Source organism: Zwartia sp. (assembly GCF_049655405.1).
GTDB lineage: Bacteria > Pseudomonadota > Gammaproteobacteria > Burkholderiales > Burkholderiaceae_B > Zwartia.
Genome location: NZ_JBASJR010000008.1, coordinates 148,537 through 163,082, shown reverse-complemented (window position 1 = coordinate 163,082; position 14,546 = coordinate 148,537). Strand labels below are relative to the sequence as shown.

At 54.6% G+C, this 14,546-nt stretch carries 15 protein-coding genes, 1 pseudogene and 1 riboswitch; of the genes and pseudogenes, 6 read left to right on the top strand and 10 right to left on the bottom strand.

Going from position 1 to position 14,546, the window contains the following annotated elements; translation table 11 throughout:
- Positions 1 to 8: 8 nt before the first annotated feature.
- The 7 genes from hslU to dapF form a co-directional block, all read right to left on the bottom strand.
- Positions 9 to 1,340, bottom strand: a complete 1,332-nt coding sequence (gene hslU, locus WBJ47_RS04715) for an ATP-dependent protease ATPase subunit HslU (protein WP_422246054.1) — start codon at positions 1,338 to 1,340, stop codon at positions 9 to 11.
- Positions 1,341 to 1,342: 2 nt separating this feature from the next.
- Complete coding sequence (gene hslV, locus WBJ47_RS04710; protein ID WP_028816652.1) at positions 1,343 to 1,879, bottom strand: ATP-dependent protease subunit HslV; 537 nt, start codon at positions 1,877 to 1,879, stop codon at positions 1,343 to 1,345.
- Positions 1,880 to 2,004: 125 nt separating this feature from the next.
- Positions 2,005 to 2,424, bottom strand: a complete 420-nt coding sequence (gene dksA / locus WBJ47_RS04705; RefSeq protein WP_422246081.1) for an RNA polymerase-binding protein DksA — start codon at positions 2,422 to 2,424, stop codon at positions 2,005 to 2,007.
- Positions 2,425 to 2,632: 208 nt separating this feature from the next.
- On the bottom strand, positions 2,633 to 3,811 hold the full coding sequence (locus tag WBJ47_RS04700; protein ID WP_422246056.1) for a CobW family GTP-binding protein: 1,179 nt from the start codon (positions 3,809 to 3,811) through the stop codon (positions 2,633 to 2,635).
- Positions 3,812 to 4,060: 249 nt separating this feature from the next.
- Positions 4,061 to 5,032: a tyrosine recombinase XerC gene (gene xerC, locus WBJ47_RS04695; protein WP_422246058.1), complete on the bottom strand. Its 972-nt coding sequence runs from the start codon at positions 5,030 to 5,032 to the stop codon at positions 4,061 to 4,063.
- Positions 5,033 to 5,046: 14 nt separating this feature from the next.
- Positions 5,047 to 5,736, bottom strand: a complete 690-nt coding sequence (locus tag WBJ47_RS04690) for a DUF484 family protein (RefSeq protein WP_422246059.1) — start codon at positions 5,734 to 5,736, stop codon at positions 5,047 to 5,049.
- Positions 5,733 to 6,659 carry a diaminopimelate epimerase gene (gene dapF, locus WBJ47_RS04685; protein WP_422246061.1) on the bottom strand — a complete coding sequence of 309 codons (927 nt, stop codon included), beginning with the start codon at positions 6,657 to 6,659 and terminating at the stop codon, positions 5,733 to 5,735. Before dapF ends, WBJ47_RS04690 begins: the two co-directional genes overlap by 4 nt.
- A 216-nt stretch (positions 6,660 to 6,875) precedes the next feature.
- On the opposite strand from dapF, the gene metK reads away from it, so the two are divergent.
- Positions 6,876 to 8,045 carry a methionine adenosyltransferase gene (gene metK, locus WBJ47_RS04680; protein WP_422246063.1) on the top strand — a complete coding sequence of 390 codons (1,170 nt, stop codon included), beginning with the start codon at positions 6,876 to 6,878 and terminating at the stop codon, positions 8,043 to 8,045.
- 1 nt (position 8,046) lies between these two features.
- Positions 8,047 to 8,319 carry a DUF1289 domain-containing protein gene (locus WBJ47_RS04675; protein ID WP_422246065.1) on the top strand — a complete coding sequence of 91 codons (273 nt, stop codon included), beginning with the start codon at positions 8,047 to 8,049 and terminating at the stop codon, positions 8,317 to 8,319.
- A gap of 72 nt (positions 8,320 to 8,391) precedes the next feature.
- Here WBJ47_RS04675 and WBJ47_RS04670 read toward each other — a convergent pair whose 3' ends face one another.
- Positions 8,392 to 9,306: an NAD(P)-dependent oxidoreductase gene (locus WBJ47_RS04670; protein ID WP_422246067.1), complete on the bottom strand. Its 915-nt coding sequence runs from the start codon at positions 9,304 to 9,306 to the stop codon at positions 8,392 to 8,394.
- A gap of 137 nt (positions 9,307 to 9,443) precedes the next feature.
- Positions 9,444 to 9,848, bottom strand: a pseudogene (locus tag WBJ47_RS04665) (carboxymuconolactone decarboxylase family protein); the annotation flags it as partial.
- A gap of 150 nt (positions 9,849 to 9,998) precedes the next feature.
- Between WBJ47_RS04665 and WBJ47_RS04660 the strand changes: the two are divergent.
- From WBJ47_RS04660 to metF, 4 genes are all read left to right on the top strand, one after another.
- Positions 9,999 to 10,814, top strand: a complete 816-nt coding sequence (locus WBJ47_RS04660; RefSeq protein ID WP_422246069.1) for an N-acyl homoserine lactonase family protein — start codon at positions 9,999 to 10,001, stop codon at positions 10,812 to 10,814.
- A 68-nt stretch (positions 10,815 to 10,882) separates the two neighbouring features.
- Positions 10,883 to 10,978, top strand: a riboswitch (S-adenosyl-L-homocysteine riboswitch).
- 80 nt (positions 10,979 to 11,058) lie between these two features.
- On the top strand, positions 11,059 to 12,474 hold the full coding sequence (gene ahcY / locus WBJ47_RS04655; protein ID WP_422246071.1) for an adenosylhomocysteinase: 1,416 nt from the start codon (positions 11,059 to 11,061) through the stop codon (positions 12,472 to 12,474).
- 99 nt (positions 12,475 to 12,573) lie between these two features.
- Positions 12,574 to 12,912, top strand: coding sequence for a phage holin family protein (locus tag WBJ47_RS04650; RefSeq protein WP_422246073.1), 339 nt, complete (start codon positions 12,574 to 12,576; stop codon positions 12,910 to 12,912).
- Positions 12,909 to 13,754 (top strand): methylenetetrahydrofolate reductase [NAD(P)H], encoded by an 846-nt coding sequence (gene metF / locus WBJ47_RS04645; RefSeq protein WP_422246075.1) that lies wholly within the window; start codon positions 12,909 to 12,911, stop codon positions 13,752 to 13,754. The genes WBJ47_RS04650 and metF overlap by 4 nt, the downstream gene beginning before the upstream one ends.
- Positions 13,755 to 13,775: 21 nt before the next feature.
- Here metF and WBJ47_RS04640 read toward each other — a convergent pair whose 3' ends face one another.
- Entirely contained in the window at positions 13,776 to 14,396 is a 621-nt protein-coding gene (locus tag WBJ47_RS04640; protein ID WP_422246076.1) for a 5-formyltetrahydrofolate cyclo-ligase, read from the bottom strand.
- Positions 14,397 to 14,546 lie beyond the last annotated feature (150 nt).

The following is a 14,546-nucleotide window of genomic DNA, read 5'->3' as shown; positions in this document are numbered from 1 at the left end:
GCTAATTGTTACAGTACGTAGCGAGCGAGGTCTTGGCTGGCTGCAGCTTCAGCGAGTTGGTCATTGACGTAACGCGCGTCAATGACGATCGTTTGACCGCTGCTGCTGGTCGCATCAAAGGACAAATCCTCCAAGAGCTTTTCCATCACCGTGTAAAGTCTGCGCGCACCGATATTTTCAGTGCGCTCGTTGACCTCAAAGGCGAGCTCGGCCAGTCGGGCGATACCTTCGTCCGTAAAGTTTAGATGGACGGACTCGGTGGCCAGAAGCGCGGTGTATTGCTTGGTCAACGAAGCGTCGGTGTCGCACAGAATCTGAACAAAATCTTTGGCCGTCAGTGAGTCGAGCTCGACGCGAATCGGAAAGCGACCCTGGAGTTCGGGGATCAGATCTGAAGGGCGCGAAAGATGAAAGGCACCAGAAGCGATAAACAAAATGTGATCAGTACGAATCATGCCGTATTTGGTGGTGACCGTTGTGCCTTCGACCAGCGGCAACAGATCGCGCTGGACACCTTGACGTGACACATCGGCTCCACCGGACTCTTGGCGGGCAGCAATCTTGTCGATCTCGTCTAGAAAGACGATGCCGTGCTGTTCAACTTTTTGAATTGCGACTGTGCGGAGGTCTTCTTCGTTGACGCGTTTGGCGGCTTCTTCGTCGACTAACAGTTTGAAGGCCTCTTTGACCGTCATTTTGCGTGACTTGGTTTTGTCACGGGACAGACCTGCGAACATGCCCTTGAGCTGCTCGGCCATGTCTTCCATGCCTGGCGGCGTCATGATGTCCATTTGTGGCGTGGGCTGTGCGACTTCGATATCAATCTCTGTGGCATCGAGATGTCCCTCGCGCAAACGCTTGCGAAAGGTTTGGCGAGTCGCGGTTTCTTCGCGAATGGGTGAGCCGTCTGCCGCACGTGGAGGGGTCAGCAAGACATCAAGAATACGGTCTTCTGCTGAATCTTCGGCGAGCGTGCGCACGCGCTTCATTTCTTGTTCGCGCGTTTGTTTGATCGCGATTTCAGCGAGGTCACGGATGATAGTGTCGACATCGCGACCGACATAACCGACTTCAGTGAATTTCGTGGCTTCGATTTTGATGAATGGCGCATCGACGAGCTTGGCGAGTCGGCGAGCGATCTCGGTTTTGCCGACGCCGGTGGGGCCGATCATCAGAATATTTTTTGGATGGATCTCGTGACGCAGTGGTTCGGCGACTTGCTGACGGCGCCAGCGGTTGCGCAAGGCAACGGCGACTGAACGCTTGGCACGATTTTGTCCGACGATATATTTGTCCAGTTCGGACACAATCTCGCTAGGTGTCATGGTGGAGGCTGACATGATTATTCCAGTGTTTCAATCAGGTGCTGTTGATTGGTATAGATGCAAAGGTCGCCGGCGATTTCGAGCGACTGTTTGACGATGACTTCGGGCGCGAGCTCGGTGTGACGCAAGAGCGCCATGGCAGCGGATTGTGCATACGCACCACCAGAGCCGATGGCGGCAAGTCCGTTTTCAGGTTCGAGCACATCACCGTTGCCGGTCAGTACCAGCGTGTGTTCGCGGTCGGCCACGATCAACATGGCTTCGAGACGACGCAAGACACGATCGGTACGCCAGTCGCGTGTGAGTTCGACTGCAGCGCGCATCAGATTGCCTTGATGTTTTTCCAGCTTGCCTTCAAAACGCTCTTGGAGCGTAAAGGCGTCAGCAGTCGCACCGGCAAAGCCTGCGAGAATTTTGTCGTGATAGAGACGACGGATTTTGCGTGCCGTGCCTTTGATGATGATGTTGCCAAGCGTGACCTGACCATCACCGCCAAGTGCGACGCGGTTGCCGCGGCGGACGCAAACAATAGTAGTGCCGTGAAATTGTTCCATATGCGTACTTTGAAAGAGAGTAGGGCTTAAAGTCAACAAGGGCACACTCGTGGTGAAGCAAGTGTGCCCTGTGGGATGTCTAGCGAGACTGACTGCGCAGTGATGAGGTGCTGAGCAGGTTCTGCTTAGTCACCAAACATTTTCTGTCGCATTTCCCGACGCTCTTGCGCTTCGAGAGAAAGCGTTGCAGTCGGGCGGGCCAGCAGACGACGCAAGCCAATCGGCTCGCCTGTTTCTTCGCACCAGCCGTACTCGCCACCGTCGATACGCACGATGGATTGTTGGACTTTTTTCAGTAGTTTGCGCTCGCGGTCACGCGTACGCAATTCGAGTGCGTGCTCTTCTTCGATCGTCGCGCGATCGGCTGGGTCGGGCACAAACTGCGTCTCGCGCAAGTGCTCTGTCGTCGCACCGGCGTTGCTGAGAATTTCTTGCTCGAGCTGTCTGAGACGGTCGCGGAAAAAGCCGAGCTGACGCTCGTTCATGTAATCAGACTCAGGCATTTTCAACAACTCGGCCTCAGTGGGCAAATTGTTTTCTGACATGTCGCCAGCGGGAGTCGGCTTTTTTTGTGCCGCTTTGGTGGCAACAGCTGGTGTTTTTGCCGGTGCGGGTGCTGCTTTTTTAGCGGCCGCGACCTCGGTGGATACGGGGGCTTTTGCTGCAGTAGCCTTGCTTGCTGCGGGTTTTGCTGCCTTGGTTACCATGAAAAAACACTCCAATAATTAAGCTCAGCGCACGAGCGCTGAGGGACTACTTGGCCAGACACTGCTCCAGACCTTTGGTAAAGATTTCTTGGGGCAGTTTGCGTCCGATAAAGACCATTTTCGTGGTCTTTTTTTCGTTCGCCAGCCAAGGCTTGCCAGGTTCGGCACCCATCAACATATGGACGCCCTGAAAGAGCATCCGTTTATTGATGCCCTTCATGTAAAGAATACCCTTGTAGCGCAGCAGGTCGGGTCCGTAGACCTGAACCACACCTCCGAGAAACTCTTCGAGACGTTCTGGATCAAAGGGTTTGTCGGACTTGAACACAAACGCACCGATGGTGTCGTCGTGCGCGGGTTTGGCGTGCTGGTGACCATGGTGATGGTCGGGGTTGGTGCATGTCGCGGGGTCATGGTCATGGCCGTGATCGTGCGCATGTGCGTGATCATGCCCGTGGTCATGTCCGTGTTCATGATCGCAGTGACCGTGATCGTGGTCGCAATGGCTGTGATCATGGTCATGATCGTGCGCAGCATCGGGATGATCATCGGCCAGGAAAAGTGGGTCGATATCTAAAATGGTGTTGAGATTGAAGCCACTAATATCGATGATCTTTTTCAGATCGGTATCGCCAAAGTTGACGGCCTCAATCGCAGCGCGCGGGTTCATGTGCACGATGCGACGACGCAAGGCGGCGTACTCAGACTCGGTGACCAGATCTTTTTTGGAGATCAGAATACGATCCGCGAAGCCGACTTGTTTTTGGGCTTCTTCTTGTTCGTCGAGCGTATCCATGCCGTGTTTGGCATCGACGATGGTCACCACCGCATCGAGGCGGTAGTACTCAGCGATATCATCATCCATGAAAAACGTCTGGCAAACGGGACCTGGGTTGGCCATGCCAGTCGTTTCAATAATGACGCGTTCGAATTTCAATTCGCCGCTTTCGTGACGCTTGCGCAGATCGAGCAAAGTACGCATCAGATCGCCGCGTACGGTGCAGCACACACAACCATTGGAAAGCTCGATGATTTCTTCGTCCTGATCTTGGACGAGTAAATCGTTATCGATGCTCTCGGGACCGAATTCGTTTTCGATGACCGCGATACGCTTTCCGTGGTACTCCGTCAGAATGCGTTTTAACAACGTAGTTTTTCCTGCACCGAGAAAGCCGGTGAGGATGGTGACGGGGACCATTTGGTCCAGACTGCGAGGGGAGTTCATGATCAGGTTGATTTCAAAAAACGGGTAAAAATGCGGAGCGTCGGGCCAGTCCTCAGGCTCAAAGCGAACGCCGGATTACAGCACAGCCTAGGCCTTCCGGCAAACATTCTAGTCATTCAGGCTGACATGAAAATGTCATCTCAATCTGATTGCCAATTTAAATAACATTATCTTATATGGAGTCGATCGGCCAGATTTCAAGGCCCCAGAGGATCGATAGGGGGGCTTAAAGGCTGTAACCTAATGTTTTTATTCGCTTTTTCTTCCGGCGCGCGGGTGCGCGGAATCGTAAGCTTTGGCTAAATGCTGGAAATCCAGCTTGGTATAGAGCTGTGTCGTGGAAATATTGGCGTGACCAAGCATTTCTTGAACTGCCCTTAAATCTTGTGCAGATTGTAAAACGTGGCTGGCAAAACTATGCCGTAAAACGTGAGGATGAACATGCGTGGGTAAGCCCGCCAGTTTGACAAGTTTAGTCAGCTGGCTTTGCACGACGCGCGGACTAATCCGGCCACCGCGTACCCCGATAAAAAGAGCTGCGGCATTCGTTTCGCTCGCGTGAGCATGCGCAAACTGCTGGCGGGCCTCAAGCCAGCGCACCAAACATTCGAGGGCCTGGGTGCCAATCGGGACGCTGCGGCGCTTGCCACCTTTGCCGAGCACATTGACCTCGCGGTCACTCAAATTGATCCAGCCAGCTGAGCTGTAGGTTTTACTTTGTGTGTAGTCGACATCGAGACCAACGAGTTCGGAGAGCCGCAAGCCGCTCGAGTAAAACAGCTCGAACATGGCACGGTCGCGCAACGAGGCCGGGTCGGTCATCGTGATCAGCGCAGGGGCTTCAAGAAGTGCCTGGGTCTGATCCACGGAGAGCGCCTTGGGTAGGCCGCGTGCGGCCTTGGGGGCACGCACGTCGGCAGCAGGATTGGCCGCCATCTGGCTCTGAGGTGCCAACCATTTATAAAAGCCACGCCAGGCAGCAAGCATACGGGCCAGACTGCGGGCGCTGTGGCCCTTGCCATGCAGTCGGGCGAGAAAATGTCGGATATTTCCGTTGACGAGTTGGTCAAGCGGCTTGCCGTCGGCCAGCGTGACGAGTTGTTGCAGGTCACGCCGATAGGCCGAAAGCGTGTGTCCGGAGTAGCGACGGTTGACTTCGAGGTGCTTGAGCCAAGCCGTGACGGGATCTGATGGGCTTGAAAGCGGTGAAGGGTCCGACATGCGCGGAATCGTGCTCAGGCGTCGTCGGCTGCGCGCAGCGTGGTGCCAGCGGGCTTGAGACGTGAGAGCGTTGAGCTAGCGAGGATGCTGACGGTTTGCAAAAACGCAACACCCATGTCCGGGCCAAAGCGTTCGGGATCGTCAGAGCCTAAAACCAGTAGTCCAAACGCGGGCTGTCCCACCGCCGAACGTAACGGCAGAATGGCGAGCGAGGCAGGTTTGGCGTGTAGCCAGCTCGCGGGCGTCAAGCTTGTGTCGTTGCCACAATAAGGATTAACAAGACTGTTGGCGTAAGTGTGTACTTCCTCGCCAACAGGGGCACCAACCCCTTCAGCGGGTAGATCCAAGCCCCAAACCCGCAAGGCGACCTCTTGGAGATTGAATTGTTCGGCCAACCCGAGTGCGACTTCGCCCGGCAAGCGCAGGGTCGATTGCTCGGCCAGCATGCGCACGCACCAGCGGTTCAGTTTGTCTGTGGTGATTTCATTGAGGGCGGCGTTGCGCACCAAATCTGCCAGCCTGAACTCAAAGTCACGCAGTCGCTCGCGCAAGGTCATGATCTGACGTTCGCCGAGCGAAATCGTGCGCGCTTGGTGCGGATGGGGGACTTCGAGCGTTGAGAACAACTCTGAATACTGAACAAAAAACTCAGGATGTTCCTGCAGGAACTTGGCAACAGTATGAGGATGCAGTGAGTCGGTCATGGTTGGGCAATCAGTGAAGTAGGAATGGAGGCAACCAGACGATCGATATCGATGGTGCTCGAAAAGACTGTCGTGGCAGGGCCGGTCATACGCATTTGATCGCCATGGGTGGCAATCGTGAGCCAACCGCCATGGGTACGCACACGCACGGGGGAGTCCAGGAGACCGCGTCGAATGCCGGCTGCAACAGCGGCGCAGGCGCCTGAGCCGCAGGCGAGTGTTTCGCCGGCGCCACGTTCGTACACCCGCAGATGGGCGGTGTGACGATCGACAATTTGCAGAAAGCCCGCGTTGACGCGTCGGGCGAAGCGAGGGTGTGACTCGATCAAGGGACCAAGGAGGGATACGGGTGCCGTATCGACGTCTTCTACTATCTGAACCGCGTGCGGGTTGGAAATCGCAACAGCGGATAACCAGGCGGTGACCTCGCCGAGGTCAGTATGGGTATGTAGAGGCAAGGCGTAAAGTGTGTCTTGGCCCTCAAAGCGAGTGTGCAACCCTGTCACATCAAAAGGTAAGGCCTCGGGCACGAAACGGGTCTGACCCATGTCGACCACCACTTCGCCGTTGGGCATCTCCTCGAGCGTAATCAGGCCGGTCGAGATCTCGGCACGCAAGGGATTGCGGGAGGAGAGTTTTTGCTCATGGACAAATTTGACGAAGCAGCGGGCACCGTTGCCGCAATGCTCGACTTCGCTGCCGTCGGAATTGAAAATCCGGTAGCGGAAATGTGCCTCAGGATGGGATGGATGTTCGACCAGCAATATCTGATCGCAGCCAATGCCGAATTGTCGGTGCGCGAGGGCGCGGGCGCGCTCTGCAGTCATTTCGATGGGTTGGCGCACCCCATCCAAGACCACAAAGTCATTGCCGGCGCCGTGCATTTTTGTGAAGTTCCAGATCATGTAGGGATTATCGCCCATTTGTTTATAGTTTTGACTTAAAATAGAAATTAAGTCGCTGAGTTAACCGACAACTTGCGGGGCGACGGTGTTGGACAAATGCTGAAATGCTGCGTCAATACAAAAATAAATCCGCTAAAGCGTCGCGCCCAATCCAGCGTCTATTCAGGTGTCGGTACGGGGTGCAACGCACCTCCTTAACTTCACCTCTGGCTTTGCCAGAAATAGGACGTGATCATGGCTACAACTTCTTCTGACTATCTCTTTACCTCCGAATCCGTTTCCGAAGGACATCCAGACAAGGTCGCTGACCAAGTCTCCGATGCCATCCTAGATGCGATTTTTACTCAAGACCCCCACGCACGTGTCGCAGCGGAAACGCTTTGCAACACAGGTTTGGTCGTCTTGGCAGGTGAAATCACCACGACTGCGAACGTTGATTACATCCAAGTTGCGCGCGACACGATCAAGCGCATTGGCTACGACAATACCGACTACGGGATCGACTACAAAGGCTGCGCGGTGTTGGTGGCCTATGACAAACAGTCTCCCGATATCGCTCAGGGCGTGGATCGCACCTCTGAGGACTATCTCAATCAAGGCGCGGGCGACCAGGGTTTGATGTTTGGTTACGCATGTAACGAAACGCCTGATTTGATGCCCGCACCAATCTGGTACGCACACCGCCTGGTGCAGCGTCAGAGCGAGTTGCGCAAAGACGGCCGCCTGCCTTGGCTGCGTCCCGATGCAAAATCACAGGTCACGTTCCGCTACGTCGACGGCAAGCCTGTCGAGGTCGACACTGTGGTGTTGTCGACACAGCACGCACCTGAAATTTCGCAGACTGCAATTCACGAAGCGGTGATTGAGGACATTATTCGTCCAAGTTTCCCTGCTGGTTTGTTGACACCCAAGACCAAGTTCCTGATCAACCCAACCGGTCGTTTCGTGATCGGCGGACCCCAGGGTGATTGCGGTCTGACAGGTCGTAAGATCATTGTCGACACCTATGGTGGCGCTTGCCGTCACGGTGGTGGCGCGTTCTCCGGCAAGGACCCTTCAAAGGTTGACCGTTCCGCTGCTTACGCTGCGCGCTATGTGGCAAAAAACATTGTGGCAGCTGGTCTGGCGAGTAAGTGTGAAGTGCAGGTGAGCTATGCGATTGGTGTGGCTGAGCCGATCAACATCACGGTTGATACGCACGGCACAGGCGTCGTGTCTGACGAGCAATTGTCCAAACTCGTGCGCGAGCATTTTGACCTGCGTCCAAAAGGTATCGTCAACATGCTTGACCTGTTGCGTCCGATCTATAGCAAGACAGCTGCCTACGGCCACTTTGGTCGTAGCGAGCCTGAGTTCAGCTGGGAAGCGACGGACAAGGCTGCTGCACTGAAAAAGTCAGTCTAAGGTGACCACTCAGCCACCTTCATTAAACTGGGATGAGGCGCCTGAGGGTGCTTCACCGAAAGCTTCTGGTCAGACGACACTTGAAGATGTTTCAAAGGGTGCAGATTCGCCTTGTGTGGCGATTTGCTCCACCTTGTTTGATGATGTGTGCCGTGGCTGCGGCCGCACGGTGATGGAGGTCTCGAACTGGGTCTTCATGACCAAAGAGGAAAAGCATGCAGTGTGGGTGCGGATTCTTGCGGAAGGTTATCCCAAAAAGTCTGGGGAAACCTGAGCAGGTCTAAAGAAAAATAGGTACTCATTTCTGAGTACCTATTTTTTTCGACTGACTTTTATTAGCTTTTAATTACTTTTCTTTCTTTTCCGACAAGGTGTCGCCTGCTAAAGCTTCGGACAACTTGGCGATTGCCGTGTGGTCTTGGCCTGGTCCGAGCATTTGTGCGCACGAGGCCCACATTTCACGACACAACGACGAAAAAGGCGTCGGTGTGTTGGTGTCGCGACCAATGCCAAGGGCAATGCTCAGATCTTTGACCATCAGGTCCAGACCAAAGCCAGCGTTGTATTGACCTGACAACACGAACTGTTTGAATTTCTTCTGCGTGGAGTTGTTCATCCCCGTCGAAGAGTTCAGCACGTCGACCATGGCCGAGGGATCCAGACCAAAGCGCTTGCCGATCAGCAGCGCTTCGACGCCGATCAAAAAGCCACCAGCAGACACCAGATTGTTCAGTGCCTTCATGGCGTGGGCAGAGCCGACGTCGCCGGTTGGCGTAATCGAGGTTCCCATGCAAGCCAATACTGGGCGAACGCGCTCAAGCAGCTCGACGCTACCGCCAAACATGATGGCCAGTTCGCCAGTCTTGGCGCGTGGCACGCCGCCTGAAACAGGGGCGTCAACCAAGTGACCTTTGGCGGCCGTGACGAGTTCAGCCAACGCGCGGGTGATGGTCGGTACGCCAGAAGTCATGTCGATGACGACGGAACCTGGACGCAAGCCGGCCAATACGCCGTCAGGACCTGTGAGGACGGCTTCCAGAATGTTGCTGGTGGGCAAGATCGTGACGATGAGCTCAGAGGCAGCAGCCAGCTCGCGGTTGGAAGCGGCGACGGTGCCACCGATTTCCTTGGCGAAGGCTTGTGCGCGCTCTTTCGAGGCATCAATCACTTGCAGAGGATAGCCAGCTTTGTGCAGCAGGGAGGCCATCGGCCATCCCATGCTGCCTAAGCCCACAAAACCGATCGTGGGCAGGGCGCTCATTTCTTAACTGCCTTTTTTGCAGCTGCTTTTTTGGCAGGCGCTTTAGCAGCGACGGCTTCAGCGGCAGCAGGCTTAGCGGCGGCGACTTTTTTAGCAGCGGCTTTCTTGGCAGTCACTTTTTTCTTGGCGGCTTTGGCAGCAGCTTTTTCGTAAGCGCCTTCTTCTTCGAGCACTTGGTTGGCGGCTTTGAAAGCGTCCAGACCAGCTGGGATGCCACAGTAGACTGTCGCGTGCAGCAGGACTTCTTTGATTTCTTCGATGGTCACGCCGTTAGCCAGTGCGCCTTTGACGTGCAGCTTGATTTCAGCGGAACGGTTCAGTGCAGTCAGCATGGCCAGGTTGAGCATGCTGCGTGTCTTGCGGCTCAGACCGTCACGGGTCCAGGCATAGCCCCAGCACCACTCGGTAGTGATGTGCTGGAAAGCCATGGTGAAATCGTTGGCTTTGGCAATGGAGCCGTCCACGTAATCAGCGCCGAGTACGTCACGACGAACGGCCAGGCCGTCTTTGAACAATTGAGCGGTTTCGCTTTTAGCAGACATGTAAGGCTCCAGAATCAGTATGATTAAAAATAAATAAAGTAAAACGTGTAACTAAATGTGTAAGACACACCACGATTGGCCTCGATTGTCTGCGCTTGTCTTTACCTGTGTCAAGCGGGAATCGTCGATGTTGCCTATAAAGGAGAAACAATGAATCTGCCCCAGTATGAAATTTATGCGTTGCGCTATGCGACGATTCAGCAACGGATGCGCCGCGAAAACTTCATTGTTCAGGATCCGCACGATGAGCCGATGCCGATGGATTATTTTGTCTGGCTTATTCGCGATGGTCAGCGCAATATTTTGGTGGATACGGGTTTCAATGCGCGACAAGCCAAAGAACGTGGCCGCACACTGTTGCGTTGTCCCATTGGCGCGCTGTCTTTGCTGGGTCTGGCGCCAGAGGACATCCAGGACGTGGTGTTGACGCATCTGCATTATGACCATGCGGGCAACATCGATCTGCTTCCAAATGCACGCTTTCATGTGCAAGAAGACGAGGTGGATTACGCGTGCGGTAAGCACATGTGCCACGGACTGTTTCGTCATGCCTACGATGTAGAAGACGTGGTGAGTCTTGTGCGACGCGTGTATGCGGAACGTGTCCAGTTCCATCAGGGGCGACATGAGCTGGCGCCAGGCATCGAGCTGATCAAAATCGGTGGCCATACGAAGGGCTTGCAATCTTTACGCGTGCACACCGCACGTGGCTGGGTGGTGTTGGCTTCGGATGCGAGCCATTTTTATGAAAATATGGAAAGGCCGTCGCCCTTTCCGATTGTGTTTCATGTGGGTGATATGGTGGCGGGCTATGCGACCCTGCGTGCGGCGGCTGCAACGTCCGAACACATCATTCCCGGGCACGATCCTTTGGTCCGTGCGCGCTATCCGTTCCATGGCAAGCCAGAGGATGACATTGTGGCGTTGCACTTGCCTCCTCAGACCACCACCTCAGCCAACACTTAAGGCTTAAATATTCAGGGGTTGTGGGGTAAACCCTGTCGTAATCTCCAAAAACGGGCTACAATGGCTGTGCTTTTGAGGAGCGTTGCGACGGGTCAAGCCCGCCAGGCTCATTAGCTTCCACGTTACCGTCGGCCATTTGTCGACCTTAACGGCGCTCACCCAATCCTGCCAAGCAGCGATTGCGGTGGTGCTCAATACACAGCCGTTCAATTGTTGTTCCGCGGGTATACCGGAGCTTAAACACATGAACGCTGTAAAAGAAAAATTCGCTGATTACATTGTTGCCGACATCACCCAGGCTGATTTTGGTCGTCGCGAGATCGCGATTGCTGAAACAGAAATGCCAGGTCTGATGGCCACGCGCGAAGAGTTCGCCAAGACCAAGCCGCTGAAAGGCGCCCGTATCACGGGTAGCTTGCACATGACGATCCAGACGGCAGTGCTGATCGAAACCTTGCAGGCACTCGGCGCCGAAGTGCGTTGGGCCTCTTGCAATATTTTTTCGACTCAGGATCACGCCGCTGCTGCCATCGCTGCAATGGGCACACCTGTGTTCGCCAAAAAAGGCGAGTCACTGGTCGAGTACTGGGAATACACACACAAGATTTTTGAATGGCCTGGCGACAAGCAAGCCAACATGATTTTGGATGATGGCGGCGATGCCACACTGTTGTTGCACCTCGGTACAAAAGCTGAGAGCGACATTTCGGTCTTGAACAACCCAGGTTCCGAAGAAGAAGTCGTTTTGTTTGCTGCAATCAAAGCGCAGATCAAAAAAGATCCTAAGTGGTACTCCACACGTCTGGCCCAGATCAAGGGCGTGACTGAGGAAACGACGACTGGCGTGCTGCGTTTGTATCAGATGTCGAAAAAAGGCGAATTGGCCTTTGCCGCCATCAACGTGAACGACTCCGTGACCAAGTCAAAGTTTGATAACTTGTACGGCTGCCGTGAATCATTGGTCGACGCGATCAAGCGCGCGACAGACGTCATGATCGCAGGCAAGATCGCCGTGGTTGCAGGTTATGGCGATGTGGGCAAGGGTTCGGCACAAGCCTTGGCCGCGTTGCGCGCTCAGGTGTGGGTGACTGAAGTCGATCCAATCTGCGCACTGCAGGCAGCGATGGAAGGCTTTAAAGTTGTCACCATGGAAGAAGCCGCAGACAAGGCAGACATTTTCGTGACAGCAACAGGCAACTACAACGTCATCACGCGTGCCCACATGGACCGCATGAAGGACCAGGCCATTGTTTGTAACATCGGTCACTTCGACAACGAAATTGACGTCGTCGGTATCGAAGACTTGCAGTGGGAAGAAATCAAGCCACAAGTCGATCACGTGATTTTCCCTAACGGCAAGCGCATCATCTTGTTGGCGAAGGGCCGTCTCGTGAACCTCGGTTGCGGCACAGGCCACCCCTCGTTCGTGATGTCGTCTTCGTTTACCAACCAGACGATTGCACAGATCGAGTTGTTCTCACGCAACGAAGAGTACAAGTCGGGTCAGGTCTATGTGTTGCCCAAGCATTTGGACGAAAAAGTCGCACGTTTGCACCTCAAGAAGATTGGCGCAAACTTGACGACCTTGACACCTCAGCAAGCCGCTTACATCAGCGTCAAGCAAGAAGGTCCTTTCAAGGGCGACGCATACCGTTATTGATCAGCCTTTTTTCTAAGGTTGTCATACGCGGTTATGAGTCAGGGTTGCAAGCGGGATATTCCCATTTGCAACCCAAAGTAATGTTCACCGGAGATTGTCATGACTTGGTTGCTTGTCTGGATATTAAATGCGGTGACATTACTGATCGTCGCCTACGTCTTGCCCGGAATTACGGTGGCCAGTTTCTGGTCGGCCATGATTGCGGCGCTCGTCTTGGGTTTGATCAACATGCTGGTCAAACCCATCCTCATTTTATTGACCTTGCCCATCACGATTGTGACGCTGGGTCTGTTTTTACTCGTGATCAACGCACTCATGTTCTGGCTTGCCGGCTCGCTCCTGAAAGGCTTTCAGGTCAGTGGCTTTTGGTGGGCGGTTGGGGGCGCATTGCTCTACAGCGTGATCTCGGGTTTCTTGTCGGGTTTGATTAATCAATGACCTCCCAAGCTACGCCTGCTTTTAGTCTCGAGTTTTTCCCTCCCCGCGACGATGCTGCCCAGCAACGTCTCGTCGAAGGTGCCAAGCAAATGCTGGTGATCGCGCCGCACTATGTCAGTGTGACGTTCGGAGCGGGCGGTTCTACCCGTGATGGCACGCTGGATACGGTACGGACGATGCGCTCGCTCGGCTGCGATGCGGCGCCGCATCTGTCTTGTATAGGCTCTTCGCGTGACGATCTCAAGGGGTTGTTGCAACGCTACCGCGACGAAGGCGTTCGCCGAATCGTAGCCTTGCGCGGTGACATGCCGTCTGGCATGGGGGCGAGTGCGGCCGGTGCGTTGCATCACGCAAGTGACTTGGTGGAGTTTATTCGTCAGGAAACAGGTGACTGGTTTCACATTGAGGTCGCGGCTTATCCTGAAATGCATCCTCAAGCAGCGGGTCCAGAAAAAGATCTGACGCATTTTGTCAACAAAGTCCGCGCGGGTGCGAATAGCGCGATTACGCAGTACTTTTTCAACGCGGATGCGTATTTTGATTTTGTCGAGCGCGTCCAGGCTCAGGGTATTGATATTCCGATCGTGCCGGGCATTATGCCGATCACCAATTACACGCAATTGATGCGTTTTTCAGAAATGTGCGGGGCCGAAGTGCCGCGCTGGATTCGTCTGCGTCTGGCTGAGCTGGGTGATGACAAAGAGTCGATCCGTGCTTTTGGTGCCGAGGTCGTGACACGTCTGTGCGAGACACTTCTGGACAATGGTGTGCCAGGCTTGCATTTTTATACGCTCAATAATGCTGAAGCGACTTTGTCTATTTGGCGTGGTCTGGGCCGCTAGTCTGAAGAGACTACGAAGCAGTTATACCGGTGGTGGGTCTTGTAGCCAGCCGCTTGGTGTCAGAATGGCATCGAGCGGATAGTCGTGTTCCTCTGGTCGATGCCCCGCTTCTTCTTCGATACGCGCTTGGTCCCAGGCAATCCCAATGGTGACAAAGGGCTGGCCCGTTTCATTGATTTGAGCAAGCGTGCGGTCGTAATAACCACCACCGTAGCCGATCCGTGCACCATGCTCCGTAAAGCCGAGTGTGGGGACGAGCAAAACAGTGGGTTGTATGACCTCGCCTCGCACGGGCTCAAGCACACCAAAGGCGCCGCGTGCCAGAGGGTCCTCTGGTCGCCAAGCGTGAAATTCGAGTGGTGCCTGTTTTTTGACAACGATTGGCAGGACAATCGTGACACCCATCGAGTGCAATTGCGCATAGATCGGGCGCAAGTCAGGTTCGCCGTCGAGGGGCCAAAAGCCAGCAACTATTTCAGGTTCAGTCTGTCCAACCGCTGCACATGCTGAGCGGCGGGTCTCAAACCAGCTGAGCAAGGTCGTGCATAAAAAAGCGCTGCCATGTTGGCGTTCGGCAACAGGAATGGCCTCTCGTAGGCTGCGAAGCCGCACACGGAGCAGGTCTGCGCTATTCTTTGACATATACCGTAGCAGTTGCTAACTCATTGTTGTAAATGTTGTTCAGAGGCATTGTATGCACACAAGCGCAAAGTATCAGAATATCCGCGTTCAGTTTAGCGTCTTGGTCGCCGCAGTGGCCTGTATGGGCTCGCTGGTCGCGTCACCCAGCGT

Excerpts from the sequence above, each read along its gene's own strand:
- hslU (WP_422246054.1), bottom strand. The coding sequence starts at position 1,340 with ATGTCAGCCTCCACCATGACACCTAGCGAGATTGTGTCCGAACTGGAC.
- hslV (WP_028816652.1), bottom strand. The coding sequence starts at position 1,879 with ATGGAACAATTTCACGGCACTACTATTGTTTGCGTCCGCCGCGGCAAC.
- dksA (WP_422246081.1), bottom strand. The coding sequence starts at position 2,424 with ATGTCAGAAAACAATTTGCCCACTGAGGCCGAGTTGTTGAAAATGCCT.
- WBJ47_RS04700 (WP_422246056.1), bottom strand. The coding sequence starts at position 3,811 with ATGAACTCCCCTCGCAGTCTGGACCAAATGGTCCCCGTCACCATCCTC.
- xerC (WP_422246058.1), bottom strand. The coding sequence starts at position 5,032 with ATGTCGGACCCTTCACCGCTTTCAAGCCCATCAGATCCCGTCACGGCT.
- WBJ47_RS04690 (WP_422246059.1), bottom strand. The coding sequence starts at position 5,736 with ATGACCGACTCACTGCATCCTCATACTGTTGCCAAGTTCCTGCAGGAA.
- dapF (WP_422246061.1), bottom strand. The coding sequence starts at position 6,659 with ATGGGCGATAATCCCTACATGATCTGGAACTTCACAAAAATGCACGGC.
- metK (WP_422246063.1), top strand. The coding sequence starts at position 6,876 with ATGGCTACAACTTCTTCTGACTATCTCTTTACCTCCGAATCCGTTTCC.
- WBJ47_RS04670 (WP_422246067.1), bottom strand. The coding sequence starts at position 9,306 with ATGAGCGCCCTGCCCACGATCGGTTTTGTGGGCTTAGGCAGCATGGGA.
- WBJ47_RS04660 (WP_422246069.1), top strand. The coding sequence starts at position 9,999 with ATGAATCTGCCCCAGTATGAAATTTATGCGTTGCGCTATGCGACGATT.
- ahcY (WP_422246071.1), top strand. The coding sequence starts at position 11,059 with ATGAACGCTGTAAAAGAAAAATTCGCTGATTACATTGTTGCCGACATC.
- WBJ47_RS04650 (WP_422246073.1), top strand. The coding sequence starts at position 12,574 with ATGACTTGGTTGCTTGTCTGGATATTAAATGCGGTGACATTACTGATC.
- metF (WP_422246075.1), top strand. The coding sequence starts at position 12,909 with ATGACCTCCCAAGCTACGCCTGCTTTTAGTCTCGAGTTTTTCCCTCCC.
- WBJ47_RS04640 (WP_422246076.1), bottom strand. The coding sequence starts at position 14,396 with ATGTCAAAGAATAGCGCAGACCTGCTCCGTGTGCGGCTTCGCAGCCTA.